Genomic DNA, 13,921 nt, shown 5'->3' with positions numbered 1-13,921 from the left:
CGTTACGCGGCGAGGCCGCTCTCGACCGGGGCAAATTCCAGCCCGAGGCTCTCGGCAACCGCCTTGTTGGTTATGCGACCACGATGGACGTTCAGTCCGTTGCGCAAATGCGGATTTTCCAGGACCGCGGCAAAGCCCTTGTTCGCGAGCATCAGGCCGAACGGCAGCGTCGCGTTGTTCAGCGCCTGGCTCGACGTCACCGGCACCGCGCCCGGCATGTTGGCGACGCAATAATGCACGACGCCGTCGACCTGATAGGTCGGATCGGCGTGCGTGGTCGGATGCGAGGTCTCGAAGCAGCCGCCCTGGTCGATCGCGACGTCGACCAGTACGGCGCCTGGCCGCATCGACTTGAGCATCGCGCGCGTGACGAGCTTTGGTGCGCTGGCGCCCGGCACCAGCACCGCCCCGATCACGACGTCGGCGGCGAACACCTCGTCCTCGACCGCTTCGATGGTCGAGAAGCGGGTGCGCACCCGCCCGAGAAACACATCGTCCAGCTCGCGTAGACGGGGAATCGAGCGGTCGATCACAGTGACTTCCGCACCGAGGCCCGCCGCCATGCGCGCGGCCTGCGTTCCCACCACGCCGCCGCCGAGCACGACGACGCGCGCCGGCTGCACGCCGGGCACGCCGCCGAGCAGCACCCCGCGGCCGCCGGCCGATCGCTTGAGCGCGGCGCCGGCGGCTTCGACGGCGAGGCGGCCGGCGACTTCGCTCATCGGCGCAAGCAGGGGGAGGTGACCGGCCGCGTCGGTGACGGTCTCATAGGCGACCGCAGTGCAACCGGAAGCGAGCAGACCCTTGGCCTGTTCGGGATCCGGCGCAAGATGGAGGTAAGTAAAGAGGATCTGGCTCTCGCGAAGCTGGGCCCATTCGCTTTTCTGCGGCTCCTTCACCTTCACGATCATGTCGGAGCTGGCGAAGATGTCGCGGGCGCTCTCCGCGATCGCGGCCCCTGCCCGCTGGTACACCTCGTCGGAAGCGCCGATGCCGCTGCCGGCGCCGGTCTCGACCGTCACCTGGTGCCCGGCCGCGACATATTCGCGGACCGCGCCCGGGGTGAGCCCGACGCGATATTCCTGCACCTTGATCTCCTTGGGCACACCGACGCGCATTTTGGGCTCCTTCCAACGTCCTGATTCACCCCGTCATCGTAGCGATCGGGCCAGTTTGGTTTCGTGCAAATATCCGCTAGCTTCGACCTCCCCGCGCCGGTTTCCGGCGTGCAAACGCCCTTTCACGCTGGAAACGAAACCTTGGCCCTCGACCGGAAAGATCTCGCCATCCTCGCGGAACTCACCACCAATGCGCGGGCCAGCCACACCGAGCTCGCCGCGAAGGTCGGGCTATCAAGCACGGCGCTGGCGCGGCGGCAGAAGGCGCTGGAGGACGACGGCTACATCCAGGCCTACCAGGCCGCGCTTGATTTGGCGCAGTTCGGCCTCACCACGACCGTGCTGGTGCGCATTGCGTTGGAGAGCCAGAGCGACGAGGCGCTGAAGGCGTTCGAGGCGGAGGTAGTGAAATGTCCGTCCGTCGTGCGCTGCTTCCTGATGTCGGGCACCGACGACTACATCCTGATCGTGCTCGCCCGCGACATCCAGGATTTCGAGCGCATCCATCGCACCGAGCTGTCGCGCCTGCCGCGTGTGGCGCGGGTGCAATCGAGCTTTGCGCTGCGCGAGATCGTCAACCGCGCGGTGCCGACGGTGGTCTTCGGCGAAGCCAAGCGCTGACACTGTGTCGCGGGCGCCATAATTCCCGGCAGGGAACCAAGCGGCCGGTTGTAAGTTGGAGGCCATTGGCAAGCGGAGGCAACGGTGCCTCCGCGTCAGCTCGGCTGACGTCTCGGCTCAGTCGCCGTCGCAGGGAGCAGGACATGAGCGATGTCACGCACGAGATTCCCGAACGCATTCGAGTTCATATCGTCGTCAATGGCGTCGGCCACACGCTCGATCTCGTGCCCTGGACCACGCTTCTGGATGCTCTGCGTGACCATCTTGCGCTGACCGGCACCAAGAAAGGCTGCGATCACGGCCAATGCGGCGCCTGCACCGTGCTGGTTGACGGTCGGCGCGTCAATTCCTGCCTGACGCTCGCCGTCATGAAGGACGGCGCCGAGATCACGACGATCGAAGGCCTTGCCAAGGACGGAACGCTTCATCCTGTGCAGCAGGCGTTCATCGACCACGACGCCTTTCAGTGCGGCTATTGCACGCCGGGACAGATTTGCTCGGCCGCGGGCCTTCTGGCCGAAGGCCGCGCCCGGGATGCCGACGAGATCAGAGAGCTGATGAGCGGAAATCTCTGCCGTTGCGGCGCCTATCCGAATATCGTCGCCGCGATCCAGCAGGCAATGGGCCGGCCATGAACAACTTCCAGTATTCCCGCGCCACCGACATCGCCGATGCGATCCGCCTGCTGGCTGCCGATCCCGGCGCCAAGCTGATTGCCGGCGGCACCAATCTGATCGACCTGATGAAGGAAAATGTCGAGCGGCCCTCCCGGCTGATCGACATCTCCCGCCTGCCGCTCCGCGACATCGAGGAGACGGCCGACGGAGGCCTGCGCATCGGCGCCTTGGTGCCGAATTCGGACCTCGCTTACCATCCGCTTGTCGAGCAGCGTTATCCCCTGCTCGCCGGCGCCATCCTCGCCGGCGCTTCCGCGCAATTGCGCAATATGGCCTCCGTTGGCGGCAACCTGATGCAGCGCACGCGCTGCGCTTACTTTTATGACACGGCGACGCCCTGCAACAAGCGAGAGCCCGGCAGCGGCTGCTCGGCAATCGACGGCCTCAACCGCAACCACGCAATCCTCGGTACGAGCGCGTCCTGCATCGCGACCAACCCGTCCGACATGAGCGTCGCACTTGCTGCGCTCGGTGCGCTCGTGCACATCGCAGGTCCCTCCGGCCAGCGCACGATCGCATTGACCGATTTCCATCGACTCCCAGAGGACAAACCCCATGTCGATACAAATCTCGGCACCGGCGAGATCATCGCGGCCGTTGAACTTCCTCCGCGCGGCTTTGCCCGCAACTACAGCTATCTGAAAATCCGCGACCGGCTGTCCTATGCTTTTGCTTTGGTCTCGGTCGCGGCCGCGCTCAAACTGGATGGCAACGCGATCAGCGAAGCCCGCCTGGCGCTCGGCGGCGTGGCTCACAAGCCCTGGCGCAGCCTTGAGGCCGAAGCGGCGTTGCGCGGGCGGGCGGCGACGCCCGATCACTTCTCGCGCGCGGCCGATCTGCTGCTGCACGGGGCAACGGCCCGCGCACATAACCGCTTCAAGATCGAGCTCGCACGCCGCGCCATCGTGCGGACGCTGATACAGGCTGCCAGCGCCACGCCACAATCACAGGCTCACAAGAAAATCGCGTGAGGGACCGATGAACGCCTATGTCGGAACGCCAACGTCCCGCGTCGATGGCCGCGCCAAGGTCACCGGAGCCGCCAAATATGCCGGCGAATTCCCGGCAGACGGCCTCCTCCATGGCTTCGTCGTCGAGGCCACGATTCCGCGCGGACGTATCGCTCGCCTCGACGCCAGCGACGCGCTGCAAGTGAAGGGCGTAGTGGACGTGCTCACGCATGCGCATCGTCCGCCCCTCGCCGACAATGACGATGCCTGGAAGGACGAGGTGGCGCCGGAGAACGGCTCGCCTTTCCGCCCGCTCTATGACGACAGGATCTGGTTCAACGGCCAGCCGATCGCGCTCGTCGTGGCGGATGACTGGGAAACCGCCAAATTCGCCGCGACCCGCGTGCGCGTTGAATACGACCGGGAGGCATTTGCGACGGACCTCGAATCCGAACATGGCAAGGCCGGCAAAGTGGATCGGCCGCACAAGCCGCGCGGCGACGCCGCCGCGGCGCTGGCTGGGGCCGCTGTGCGGCACCAGGCGGATTATGTCCTGCCGACCGAGCACCACAACCCGATGGAGCTCTATGCGACCACGGTGGTCCGCGACGGCAGCGGCAGGCTTACCGTCTATGACAAGACGCAAGGTGTCCAGAACGTCCACAAATATCTATGCAGTGTGTTCAACAAGAGGCACGATGACCTCCGCGTGGTCTCGCCCTATGTCGGCGGCGCCTTCGGCTCCGGATTGCGGCCGCAATACCAGGTGGTGCTGGCGACGCTTGCCGCGCTCGAACTCAAGCGATCCGTTCGTGTCGTCCTGACACGGCAGCAGATGTACGGTCTCGGCTATCGGCCGATGACCATCGAGCGCGTCGCGCTCGGCGCAAGGCCCGACGGCACGCTCGATGCCGTCGCGCACGAAGCCACTGCTATGACCTCGCGCTACGAGGATTTTTCGCGCAATGACAGCGGCTGGGCGGAACAGCTGTACAAGAGCCCGAACAGCCTCTTCTCCCACAAGCTCGTCGATCTCGACGTCTCCACACCCTGCGACATGCGCGCGCCCGGCGCCGCCTCCGGCGTCTGCGCGCTCGAATGCGCCATGGACGAGCTGGCCGTCGCGCTCGAGCTCGACCCGATCGAGCTGCGATTGAAGTGCTATTCGGACCGCGACCAGAGTGAAGACCTGCCCTACACCAGCAAGCAGCTGCGCGAATGCTACGCCCGCGGCGCGGAAGCGTTCGGCTGGAGCCGGCGCAATCCTGCTCCGCGCTCCATGCGTGATGGCAAGGACCTGGTCGGTTGGGGCATGGCGACGGGGGTATGGGAGGCGCTTCAGATGCCGGTCGCCGTCCGCATCGTGTTGACGTCGAACGGCCATGCCGAGGTATCCTGCGCCGCGTCCGATATCGGCACCGGCACCTACACCATCGTGGCCCAGGTGGCCGCCGACGCCCTCGGGCTGCCGATCGAGAATATCGACGTGAGGCTTGCCGATTCGACCTTGCCGCAGGCCCCCGTCGAAGGCGGTTCCTGGATGGCGGCGTCGGCCGCGCACGCCGTGCTGGGCGCGGCCGAAGACATTCGCCAGGAGCTCGCACGGCTCGCCAAGGCGATGCCCGCCTCGCCCCTCGGCGGCGTCGATGCGCCCGATGTGATCCTGGTCGACGGCACGATCGCCAAGGCCGGCGACAAGGCCCGTGCCGTCTCGATCGCGGACGCGATGCGTCACGGCAAGCTCGAGCGGATCGAGAAGCAGAAGCTCAATCATTTCGCGGAGGACAAGTCGCACGCGCGCAACACCCATTCGGCGGTCTTCGCCGAGGTCAAGGTCGACGAAGACCTGGGCGTCATCCGCGTCACGCGCGTCGTGAGCGCGGTCGCAGCCGGACGGATCCTCAATACCAAGACCGGCCGCAGCCAGATCATGGGCGGCGTGGTCTGGGGCATCGGAATGGCGCTGCACGAGGAGACGGTGATGGATCACCGCTTCGGCAGGATCATGAACGCGAACATCGCCGAGTACCACATTCCCGTGAATGCCGACGTTCACGACATCGACGTCATCTTCGTCGACGAACCCGACGACCGGATCAACAAGCTGGGGGTCAAGGGCATTGGCGAAATCGGCATCGTCGGCGTACCTGCGGCGATCGCGAACGCAGTCTATCACGCCACCGGTAAGCGCATCCGGCGCTTCCCGATCACGCTGGACAAGTTGCTGGATTGATCGCCCGTCACACGATCCCCGCTGGATCGGGCGATTGTCATAGAACTGTCATCGAAAGTGCAGAGACCTGCCAGTCTCTGTAGATTCGGGACACACCATGGATTATTTCAAGCGCTTCAACTTCCTGTTCGCCGCACCTGTGTTCGACGCCGACGATCTGGAAGGCATCCGCTTCAACCAGATTATCGAGGAGATCCAGCGCTCCGGCTTCGAGGTCGTGAGGGCCCGCAGGTTGGAGGACGCCGAGATCGCGGTACAGACCGACGCCGCGATCGGCTGCATGGTGGTGGACTGGGGCAAGAAGGGCCTCGAGGGGAAGACCTCGGCGCTGATCAACCTGATGCGGCGCCGCGGCCTCGACTTCCCGATCATCCTCCTGATCCGGCGCAAGCGCTTCGAGGATTTGCCGGTCGAGGTGCTCGACTTCATCGACGGCTATGTCTTCCTGTCCGAGGAGACGCCGACCTTCATCGCCAAGAATTTGATCAGCCGGCTCAAGCAATATGCCGAGACGCTGAAGACGCCGTTCTTCGGCGCGCTGGTCGATTATGCCGAGGAAGGCAACCAGCTCTGGACCTGTCCGGGTCACAATGGCGGCGTGTTCTACAACCGCAGTCCAATCGGCCGGGTCTTCGTCGAGCATCTCGGCGAATCCGTGTTCCGCGATGACCTCGACAATTCCGTGCTCGACCTCGGCGACCTCCTCACCCATGAGGGTCCCGCGCTGAGGGCGCAGAAGGAAGCGGCGCAGATTTTCGGCGCGGAGAAGACCTATTTCGTGCTCAACGGCACCTCGACCTCGAACAAGGTCGCGCTCGGCGCCCTCGTCACCGACGGCGACCTCGTTCTGTTCGACCGCAACAACCACAAGGCCGCCCATCACGGCGCGCTGATGATCAATGGCGGCATCCCGATCTACGTGCCGACCATCCGCAACGCCTGGGGCCTGATCGGCCCGATGCGCTGGGACATGCTCGACGAGAAGGCCCTGCGCGAGGCGATCCGGAACCATCCGCTGGTGACGGACAAGGACGCCTGGCGCAAGGAGCGGCCGTTCCGCGTCGCCGTGGTCGAGCAGTGCACCTATGACGGCTCGATCCACAGCGCCGAGATGATCCTGAAGCGCATCGGCCATCTCTGCGAATACATCCTGTTCGACGAGGCCTGGGCCGGCTTCATGAAGTTCCACCCGCTCTATGCCGGCCGCTTTGCCATGGGGCTGGCGAACCTTCCCCCCGAAGCGCCCGGCATCATCGCGACGCAATCCACCCACAAGCAGCTCGCGAGCTTCTCGCAGGCCTCCCAGATCCACATCAAGGACCGCCATATCCGCGGCCAGAAGCGGCGCGTCGAACACCGCCGCTTCAACGAGAGCTTCATGCAGCACGCCTCGACCTCGCCGTTCTACCCGCTGTTCGCCTCCCTCGACGTCGGCGCGCAGATGATGAAGGGCCGCTCGGGCGAGGTCCTCTGGGACGACACGATCCGGCTCGGCATCGAGCTGCGCAAGAAGATCCGCGCCATGCGCCGGGAGTTCGAGGAGAAGGAGCAAAATCCGGATCGCCGCTGGTTCTTCGAGCCCTTCGTTCCCGATCGCGTCGCCATTCCCGACGTCAGCCGCCCCGGCGCCGCGCACAATGTCGCCTGGGAGACCCTCTCCACCGATGAGCTCGCCACCAATCCGGCGCTGTGGCAGCTCTCGCCAGATACCAACTGGCACGGCTTTCCCGATCTCGCGGAGGGCTTTGCCATGACCGACCCGAACAAGCTGACGCTGCTGACGCCCGGCTTCGATCGCACCACCGGCGCCTATGCCGAGCACGGCATTCCCGCGCCTGTGGTCGCGCAGTATTTGCGCGAAAACCGCATCGTCCCTGAAAAGAACGACCTCAACTCCCTGCTCTTCCTGCTCACCCCCGGCGTCGAGGCGAGCAAGGCCGGCACGCTGATCTCCGGTCTTGTCGCATTCAAAAGGCTGCATGACGACAACGCGTTGCTGGCCGACGTCATCCCCGAATTCTACCAGCGGCGTCAGGCGCGCTATGCCGGCGTGCGGCTGCGCGATCTCTGCGGCGACATGCACCGCTTCTTCCGCGCCGCCGATGTCAGCGCCCTCCAGGCCCGGCAGTTCATGCCCGAGCACATGCCCGAGATCGCGATGTCGCCCCGCGATGCCGCGCGCTATCTGTTCAAGAACGACGTCGACTATTTGCCGATCGAGGCGATCGCGGGCCGCATCGCCACCACGCCCTTCGTGGTCTACCCGCCCGGCATCGCCACCATCGTGCCCGGCGAACGGCTGACGGAGCGGGCCAAGCCCATGGTGGATTATCTCAAGATGTTCGAAACCTGCTTCAACACGTTCCCGGGGTTCGATGTGGAAATCCAGGGCGTCTATAAGGAGATCGATGCACAGGGCCGCATCGGCCTCTATACTTACGTCGTTGCCGAGTAGGTGCCGATGAACGAAACAGCGATTGCGCGTACAGATGACGAACCGGTTCTGGTCCGCCCCTCACGGGAGAGCGATGTCGAGGCGATGCTGGCGATTTACCGCCATCACGTCCGCAATGGCGTGCCGCGCGATGTCGAGGGAACCGGCGCGCCCGAACCGGACGACCTGCGCGACCGCCGCAAGAACCTGAAGCAGACCCGCCTGCCGCATCTGGTCGCGACCTATCGCGGCGAAGTGGTCGGCTATGCCTATGCGGTGCTGTTCCGCAAGCGCCCGGCCTACCGCTACACCGCCAAGCACTCGATCTACGTCCACCACGAGCATCTCGGTCGCGGGGTCGGACGGCTGCTGCTCCAGGGAATGATCGATGCGTGCGCGGCGGTCGGCTTCCGCCAGATGATCGGCTATATCGATGCCGACAACGCGCCCTCGCTGGCGCTGCACGAAAAGTTCGGCTTCGCGCGCGCCGGCCTGCTCTGCGGCGTCGCCTATCGCCACGGCCGCTGGTCGGACACGGTCATGGTGCAGCGATCGCTCGGCGCGGGCGTCACCGCTCCGCCGACGCTACCGGCACCGGGCCGTTAAACCTTACGAGGGAAAGTCAGCCGGCTTGACCTGGATCCGGTCGGCATGCAGCGACCAGTGATGCAGCGCCTGGTCCTTGCAAAACCTCGCCTTCGCCCGCTCCCTGGCTTCGTCCTCGTCGGTGGCGTCGATTTCGAGCGTGCCCTGGCAAACCTCGATCTGCCGGCCGTACTGGCCGAGCACGTCCTTCATGAACCTGACGACATAAGTTGACATGGGACCTCCTGCCTGCGCCAGCGTGCCCCGGCGGCACTTTAATCCCATTTAGCCTGAACCGGGAAAGGAGATTTTGACGCGGATCAAGATCGGTGACGGTTCCCGCCGCCAATGCAGGCGTCGATACAATCCGTCAGCGATCACGTCTTGATATCGAGGAGGGTCTGTTCTGTCTCGGCGTAGGCTTGAATGACCTTCGCATTGGCGATGAAGCTGTACTTGGCGGCCGCCATTTGAACGAACTCGCTGGCGAGATCGACGTTCGGCGCGGCGACCAGGCCGTCCTCGTTTGCGAAGGGAGCGCTGGGGTCGGATTGTGCGGTATAGCTCGGCGAAACCGTCGACACGGTCGCGACCGTACCGCCTGGCGTCGAGCCGCTCGATTGGGAGACCTGATCGACGCGCAACGGCACATAGGCCGCTGGAAATGTCGGGCCAATGCTCGAGCTGCCCGCACCGGCCGATGTGCTCGATCCGCTTGAGGCGGGTAGCGGGCCGGTCGTGCGGACATTGGCGATGTTGCTCGCGGCCACGTTCACACGCAAACTCGCCGCTGAAAGTCCTGATGTCGCAATCGAAAATATGCTCATGGACTTTCAACTACAGGACAAGTGATACGCGTTCATTCACGCCATCAGTAAAATCCGCAGCTTTCTATTTTCATCCTCGTAACCAACAATCGGAGCGCGATCGGGGTTCGCATGCCCCTACCCCGGCGTCACGCCGAACGCCTGCTTGAAGCGCTCGGCGTAGCGCGGCCAGACCTCGGGATTGATGATGCGCGGCGGGCGTTTGCCGTCGAGCGTGTCCAGCACCTGCTCGGCGGCGATGCGGCCCATGTTCTGGCGCGCCTCGATCGTCACGCCTGCGGTATGCGGGCTCGCCAGCACATTGTCGAACTGGAGCAGCGGATGCTCGGGCGGCGGCGGCTCCTTCGACCAGACGTCGAGGCCGGCACCGGCAATGCGCTTGTCGCGGAGCGCCTGGAGCAGCGCATCCTCGTCGTGGATGAAGCCGCGCGCCGTGGTGATGAAGTACGCATGCGGCTGCATCAGCGCGAATTCGCGCACGCTGATCATGTTGCGGCTGCCCTTGTTCAACGGGCAGGAGATCGAGACGAAATCGGCGCGGCGCAGCAGCTCGTCGAGCTCGACCTTCTCCCCGCCCCGCTCGGCCATCACCTCGGCCGACAAATACGGGTCATAGGCCAGCACCTTCATGCCGAGCAGGCCCTTGCACAGCGCGGCAATGCGGCGGCCGACATTGCCGAGGCCGATGATGCCGACGGTCTTGTGCTCGACCTCGTTGCCGACGAGCTCGTTGCGGTTGACGTTGGCCTCCCTGCGGAGCTTGCGGTCGGACTGGATGATGCGCTTGGACAGCGTCAGCATCATCGCCAGCGCATGCTCGGCGACGGAATGGGCATTGCCGCCGGACTGGTTGACGACCAGCACGCCCGCATCGGTGCAGGCCTCGACGTCGACAGGGTCGAAGCCCGCGCCATTGCTGGAGACCAGCAACAGGTTTGGCGTGCGCTTCAGGAAGGCGGCATCGACATGGAAATGCGGGGCAAGTTCGTCGCGGGCGGCGCCGATCTGGTAAACATGCGCCGCGTTCAGGATCGGGGCATAGAAATCTTCGGGGCTCTCGTTCTCGATGCGATCGAGCCGGACGTCGGACCGCGCCTTCAGGATGTCGATATAGATCGGATTGGCCAGGTATTTGACGTAGAAGACGCGCTTGCTATTGACGGACATCAGGACCCTTCCGGCTCTCTCAAGGAGACCCGCAAGGCCAGCGCACCCCGCGCTCCGTCCATGCGTTCCTCCCGTTTTTGCATTATCGCCGCTTATGACATGGCGGTGCCGGCCACGGCAGGCCGTCTGGCGCAGATCACGGTGCTGGCCCGGACATGTTGACAATCCCGCCCGCCGCGTCAAGTTCGGCAGACCGCCGCGACGGCCAGAACCAAGAAGCATGCGCGGCTCAAGGGAGAACGTAATGGCGCTTGCGGAACAGCAGACCTCGCCCCAGGCGGCACAAGGCGCCAGCGACAGGAGCTGGCACGGCATCGTCCTGCAGACCCTGAAGCGGAACGAGATCAGCCTGATCCCTTACGTGCCCGACCGCGTGCTGACGCCGCTGATCAAGAACCTGCACGCCGACCCCTTCTTCACCACCTTTGCCACCGCCCGCGAGGAGGAGGCCGTCGGCATCGTCTCCGGCGCCTGGATGGGCGGACGTCGCGGCGCGGTGCTGATGCAGACCTCCGGCTTCGCCACACTCGCCAACGTGCTGGCCTCGCTCGCGGTGCCCTACCAGATCCCGCTGATCATGTTCGTCTCCGAGCGCGGCACGCTTGGCGAGTTCAATTACGGGCAATCGCTGGTCTGCCGGACCATGCGCCCGGTGCTGGATTCGCTCGCGCTGGAGCACCACACCATCACCCGGCTCGACGAACTCGAATTCATCGCCGACCGCTCGATCAAGCAGGCCGTCACCACGCAAGCGCCGGTGGCGTTGATCCTCAACCCGCTGCTCACCGGCGGCAAGACGTTCGACAAGTGAGGTCGGCGATGAACACGCGCAATACCAAGGTCATGAACCGCTTCGACGTTACCTCGCGCCTGATCGGAAAGCTCAAGCACGAGGAAGCCGTGGTCGGCGGCATCGGCAACACCAATTTCGATCTCTGGGCTGCCGGCCATCGCCCGCAGAACTTCTACATGCTCGGCAGCATGGGGCTGGCTTTCCCGATTGCATTGGGCGTCGCGCTGGCCCAGCCCGATCGCCGCGTCTTCGCGCTCGAAGGCGACGGCTCGCTGCTGATGCAACTCGGCGCGCTCGCGACGATTGCGGCGTTGAGGCCGAAGAACCTCATCATGATCGTGATGGACAACGGCATCTACCAGATCACCGGTGCGCAGCCGACACCGGCCGCTGGCGTCGCCGACATCGTCGCCATAGCCACGGGCTCGGGACTTGCCAACAGCGTCTGGGCCGCGGACGAGGAGGATTTCGAGCGGCTGGTCGACGAGGCCCTGTCCGCCTCCGAGCCGAGCCTGATCGCGGTCCGCATCGACGACAAGCCCGGCGTCGGCACCACCCGCAGGGATCCCGTCCAGATCCGGGAACGCTTCATGCACGGCCTCGGCGTGCGCGAGCCACTTTAACGTTTCGTCATTAACTACACGGCGATCTGATCCCTGCCCCGTAACAGGCCGTTGCAAATCCGTGCTATCGGCACCGGATGCCCATTTTTATTCGCTTTTTTGCCTGGCTGCTCGCGGCCGCCGTCACTTTCGCAACCCTCGGCCCGCCCGGCCTGCGGCCCCATTCCGATCTCGGCCAGGACGGCGAGCACGCCCTCGCCTTCATCCTGGTGGGACTGGCCTTCGGCCTCGCCTACCGGAATCGCCGCTGGGCCGTCGCGGCCTTCGCGGTGGTCCTGATCGGCGTGCTCGAGCTGATGCAGTTCTGGGCACCGGGACGGCATGCACGGCTGGACGATTTCTTGGTCGATGCCGGCACCGCCTGCATCGGCTTTGCGCTTGCCGCCGTCGCCGATTGGATCATGACGCGCTTCCGCGCCAGTTCGGCCCTGACGAACTAAGGCCCCGCGGAGTGATGCTCCGCGAGGCCCGGCTCTTCAAAGCCTTCACGCTCTGACCGATCAGTCGATGATCTTGACGACGCGGCGCGTGCGCGGTTCGACGATGACGCGGCGATCGTTCACGACCGCGTAGCGATACTCGGTATAGTTCGGCACGGGGCGCAGCACCACGGTCGGGGGCAGCGGCTCGCCGACGACGACGCGCTCGTGGATCACGACGGAATCGTCGCGCGGGATTCCGCCGAGCACGGCATTCGGAATTTCGAGGCCCGCGCCGACGGCCGCACCGACGGTGCCGCCGACCATCGCGCCGATCGGTCCGCCGATGTCGCCACCCGCACGTGCGCCGTCCCTGGCGCCCTGTTCGGTCGTCGACTGGGCAAAGGCTGCACTCGACGCCAGCAGCGACACGGCAGCCAGCGAAATCGCAAGACGGTTCTTCATGTCCACACTCTCCAGTGATTGTTCTGCGCCTTCAACCGCGGGGGCGGACCATTGTTCCGGTTCCCGCACGACGAAAGACAGACCAGATCTGGAGAGTGTTACTGCGTAACACTTACGCTGCGGCGATCTCGTGTCCCGCCATCAGTTCCAGTGCCCGCACCATCGCGGAATGATCCCAGGCCTTGCCGCCATGCGCGGCGCAGGACGAGAACAATTGCTGCGCCAATGCCGTGCTCGGCAGCGACAGGCCGAGCGCGCGCGCACCTTCCAGCGCGAGGTTAAGGTCCTTCTGATGCAGCTCGATGCGGAAACCCGGCTCGAAATTGCGCTTCACCATGCGCTCGCCATGCACTTCGAGAATCCGCGACGATGCAAAACCTCCCATCAGCGCCTTGCGTACGAGAGCGGGATTGGCCCCCGCCTTGGATGCGAACAGCAACGCTTCGCTTACCGCCTCGATCGTCAGCGCGACGATGATCTGGTTGGCGACCTTCGTCGTCTGGCCATCGCCATTGGCGCCGACATGCGTGACGTTCTTGCCCATCTTGTCGAAGATCGCCTTCATGGTGCCAAAGGCCCGCTCCGGGCCGCCGACCATGATGGTGAGGCTCGCTGCTTTCGCCCCGACCTCCCCGCCCGACACCGGCGCGTCGAGATAGTCCGCGCCCAGCGCCTCGATCTTCTTGGCGAATTCCTTGGTCGCCAGCGGCGAGATCGAGCTCATATCGACGACGATCTTGCCCTTGGAGATGCCGCTCGCAACGCCGTCCTTGCCGAACAGCACCGCCTCCACATGCGGGGTGTCAGGCACCATGATGATGACCGCATCCGCCTCCTCCGCGACTTCCTTCGCCGATTTGCAGGCGATGCCGCCCGCGGAAATCAGCTCAGGCGCGACCGGCGCGACGTCATGCAGGAGCACGCGATGGCCCGCGGCCAGAAGATGGCCGGCCATCGGCCGTCCCATGGTGCCAAGTCCGATGAAGCCGATGTCGATCATGTCTACGTT

At 65.0% G+C, this 13,921-nt stretch carries 15 protein-coding genes; 9 read left to right on the top strand and 6 right to left on the bottom strand.

Annotation, left to right across the window (positions count from 1 at the left end):
* Positions 1 to 2: 2 nt before the first annotated feature.
* Positions 3 to 1,118 (bottom strand): alanine dehydrogenase, encoded by a 1,116-nt coding sequence (ald, locus tag ABIA90_RS01395; protein ID WP_354117015.1) that lies wholly within the window; start codon positions 1,116 to 1,118, stop codon positions 3 to 5.
* Between the two features lie 141 nt (positions 1,119 to 1,259).
* On the opposite strand from ald, the gene ABIA90_RS01390 reads away from it, so the two are divergent.
* From ABIA90_RS01390 to ABIA90_RS01365, 6 genes are all read left to right on the top strand, one after another.
* The gene (locus tag ABIA90_RS01390; RefSeq protein WP_014496633.1) at positions 1,260 to 1,739 is read left to right on the top strand and encodes an Lrp/AsnC family transcriptional regulator; all 480 of its coding nucleotides are present in this window, start codon (positions 1,260 to 1,262) and stop codon (positions 1,737 to 1,739) included.
* A 143-nt stretch (positions 1,740 to 1,882) separates the two neighbouring features.
* Complete coding sequence (locus tag ABIA90_RS01385; RefSeq protein WP_354117014.1) at positions 1,883 to 2,374, top strand: (2Fe-2S)-binding protein; 492 nt, start codon at positions 1,883 to 1,885, stop codon at positions 2,372 to 2,374.
* On the top strand, positions 2,371 to 3,387 hold the full coding sequence (locus tag ABIA90_RS01380) for an FAD binding domain-containing protein (protein ID WP_354117013.1): 1,017 nt from the start codon (positions 2,371 to 2,373) through the stop codon (positions 3,385 to 3,387). Before ABIA90_RS01385 ends, ABIA90_RS01380 begins: the two co-directional genes overlap by 4 nt.
* A gap of 7 nt (positions 3,388 to 3,394) precedes the next feature.
* Positions 3,395 to 5,599 (top strand): xanthine dehydrogenase family protein molybdopterin-binding subunit, encoded by a 2,205-nt coding sequence (locus ABIA90_RS01375; protein ID WP_354117012.1) that lies wholly within the window; start codon positions 3,395 to 3,397, stop codon positions 5,597 to 5,599.
* A 97-nt stretch (positions 5,600 to 5,696) separates the two neighbouring features.
* Entirely contained in the window at positions 5,697 to 8,054 is a 2,358-nt protein-coding gene (locus ABIA90_RS01370) for an Orn/Lys/Arg family decarboxylase (protein WP_208085830.1), read from the top strand.
* Positions 8,055 to 8,060: 6 nt separating this feature from the next.
* A complete protein-coding gene (locus ABIA90_RS01365; RefSeq protein WP_354117011.1) occupies positions 8,061 to 8,639 on the top strand; it encodes a GNAT family N-acetyltransferase in 579 nt (192 codons plus the stop codon).
* 3 nt (positions 8,640 to 8,642) lie between these two features.
* Here ABIA90_RS01365 and ABIA90_RS01360 read toward each other — a convergent pair whose 3' ends face one another.
* The 3 genes from ABIA90_RS01360 to ABIA90_RS01350 form a co-directional block, all read right to left on the bottom strand.
* A complete protein-coding gene (locus ABIA90_RS01360; protein ID WP_028150282.1) occupies positions 8,643 to 8,855 on the bottom strand; it encodes a hypothetical protein in 213 nt (70 codons plus the stop codon).
* Between the two features lie 140 nt (positions 8,856 to 8,995).
* A complete protein-coding gene (locus ABIA90_RS01355) occupies positions 8,996 to 9,445 on the bottom strand; it encodes a flagellar basal body rod protein FlgC (protein WP_354117010.1) in 450 nt (149 codons plus the stop codon).
* Positions 9,446 to 9,562: 117 nt separating this feature from the next.
* Positions 9,563 to 10,612 (bottom strand): hydroxyacid dehydrogenase, encoded by a 1,050-nt coding sequence (locus tag ABIA90_RS01350; protein WP_354117009.1) that lies wholly within the window; start codon positions 10,610 to 10,612, stop codon positions 9,563 to 9,565.
* Between the two features lie 244 nt (positions 10,613 to 10,856).
* On the opposite strand from ABIA90_RS01350, the gene ABIA90_RS01345 reads away from it, so the two are divergent.
* The 3 genes from ABIA90_RS01345 (at position 10,857) to ABIA90_RS01335 (ending at position 12,468) form a co-directional block, all read left to right on the top strand.
* A complete protein-coding gene (locus ABIA90_RS01345) occupies positions 10,857 to 11,423 on the top strand; it encodes a decarboxylase (RefSeq protein WP_354117008.1) in 567 nt (188 codons plus the stop codon).
* An 8-nt stretch (positions 11,424 to 11,431) separates the two neighbouring features.
* A complete protein-coding gene (locus tag ABIA90_RS01340) occupies positions 11,432 to 12,028 on the top strand; it encodes a thiamine pyrophosphate-dependent enzyme (RefSeq protein ID WP_354117007.1) in 597 nt (198 codons plus the stop codon).
* Between the two features lie 77 nt (positions 12,029 to 12,105).
* Positions 12,106 to 12,468 carry a VanZ family protein gene (locus ABIA90_RS01335; protein WP_354117006.1) on the top strand — a complete coding sequence of 121 codons (363 nt, stop codon included), beginning with the start codon at positions 12,106 to 12,108 and terminating at the stop codon, positions 12,466 to 12,468.
* Between the two features lie 60 nt (positions 12,469 to 12,528).
* Here the strand turns inward: ABIA90_RS01335 and ABIA90_RS01330 are convergent, their stop codons facing one another.
* Positions 12,529 to 12,912 (bottom strand): DUF1236 domain-containing protein, encoded by a 384-nt coding sequence (locus ABIA90_RS01330; protein ID WP_354117005.1) that lies wholly within the window; start codon positions 12,910 to 12,912, stop codon positions 12,529 to 12,531.
* 112 nt (positions 12,913 to 13,024) lie between these two features.
* On the bottom strand, positions 13,025 to 13,912 hold the full coding sequence (locus tag ABIA90_RS01325; RefSeq protein ID WP_354117004.1) for a 2-hydroxy-3-oxopropionate reductase: 888 nt from the start codon (positions 13,910 to 13,912) through the stop codon (positions 13,025 to 13,027).
* Positions 13,913 to 13,921: the final 9 nt, after the last annotated feature.

It is taken from the genome of Bradyrhizobium sp. LA6.8 (assembly GCF_040547935.1).
Classification (GTDB): domain Bacteria; phylum Pseudomonadota; class Alphaproteobacteria; order Rhizobiales; family Xanthobacteraceae; genus Bradyrhizobium; species Bradyrhizobium barranii.
The sequence above is the reverse complement of the archived record's forward strand: the minus strand, read 5'-3'. Positions and strand labels throughout refer to the sequence as shown.

Excerpts from the sequence above, each read along its gene's own strand:
- ABIA90_RS01355 (WP_354117010.1), bottom strand. The coding sequence starts at position 9,445 with ATGAGCATATTTTCGATTGCGACATCAGGACTTTCAGCGGCGAGTTTG.
- ABIA90_RS01335 (WP_354117006.1), top strand. The coding sequence starts at position 12,106 with ATGCCCATTTTTATTCGCTTTTTTGCCTGGCTGCTCGCGGCCGCCGTC.
- ABIA90_RS01340 (WP_354117007.1), top strand. The coding sequence starts at position 11,432 with ATGAACACGCGCAATACCAAGGTCATGAACCGCTTCGACGTTACCTCG.
- ABIA90_RS01370 (WP_208085830.1), top strand. The coding sequence starts at position 5,697 with ATGGATTATTTCAAGCGCTTCAACTTCCTGTTCGCCGCACCTGTGTTC.
- ald (WP_354117015.1), bottom strand. The coding sequence starts at position 1,118 with ATGCGCGTCGGTGTGCCCAAGGAGATCAAGGTGCAGGAATATCGCGTC.
- ABIA90_RS01375 (WP_354117012.1), top strand. The coding sequence starts at position 3,395 with ATGAACGCCTATGTCGGAACGCCAACGTCCCGCGTCGATGGCCGCGCC.
- ABIA90_RS01330 (WP_354117005.1), bottom strand. The coding sequence starts at position 12,912 with ATGAAGAACCGTCTTGCGATTTCGCTGGCTGCCGTGTCGCTGCTGGCG.
- ABIA90_RS01365 (WP_354117011.1), top strand. The coding sequence starts at position 8,061 with ATGAACGAAACAGCGATTGCGCGTACAGATGACGAACCGGTTCTGGTC.
- ABIA90_RS01380 (WP_354117013.1), top strand. The coding sequence starts at position 2,371 with ATGAACAACTTCCAGTATTCCCGCGCCACCGACATCGCCGATGCGATC.
- ABIA90_RS01325 (WP_354117004.1), bottom strand. The coding sequence starts at position 13,912 with ATGATCGACATCGGCTTCATCGGACTTGGCACCATGGGACGGCCGATG.
- ABIA90_RS01345 (WP_354117008.1), top strand. The coding sequence starts at position 10,857 with ATGGCGCTTGCGGAACAGCAGACCTCGCCCCAGGCGGCACAAGGCGCC.
- ABIA90_RS01360 (WP_028150282.1), bottom strand. The coding sequence starts at position 8,855 with ATGTCAACTTATGTCGTCAGGTTCATGAAGGACGTGCTCGGCCAGTAC.
- ABIA90_RS01385 (WP_354117014.1), top strand. The coding sequence starts at position 1,883 with ATGAGCGATGTCACGCACGAGATTCCCGAACGCATTCGAGTTCATATC.
- ABIA90_RS01350 (WP_354117009.1), bottom strand. The coding sequence starts at position 10,612 with ATGTCCGTCAATAGCAAGCGCGTCTTCTACGTCAAATACCTGGCCAAT.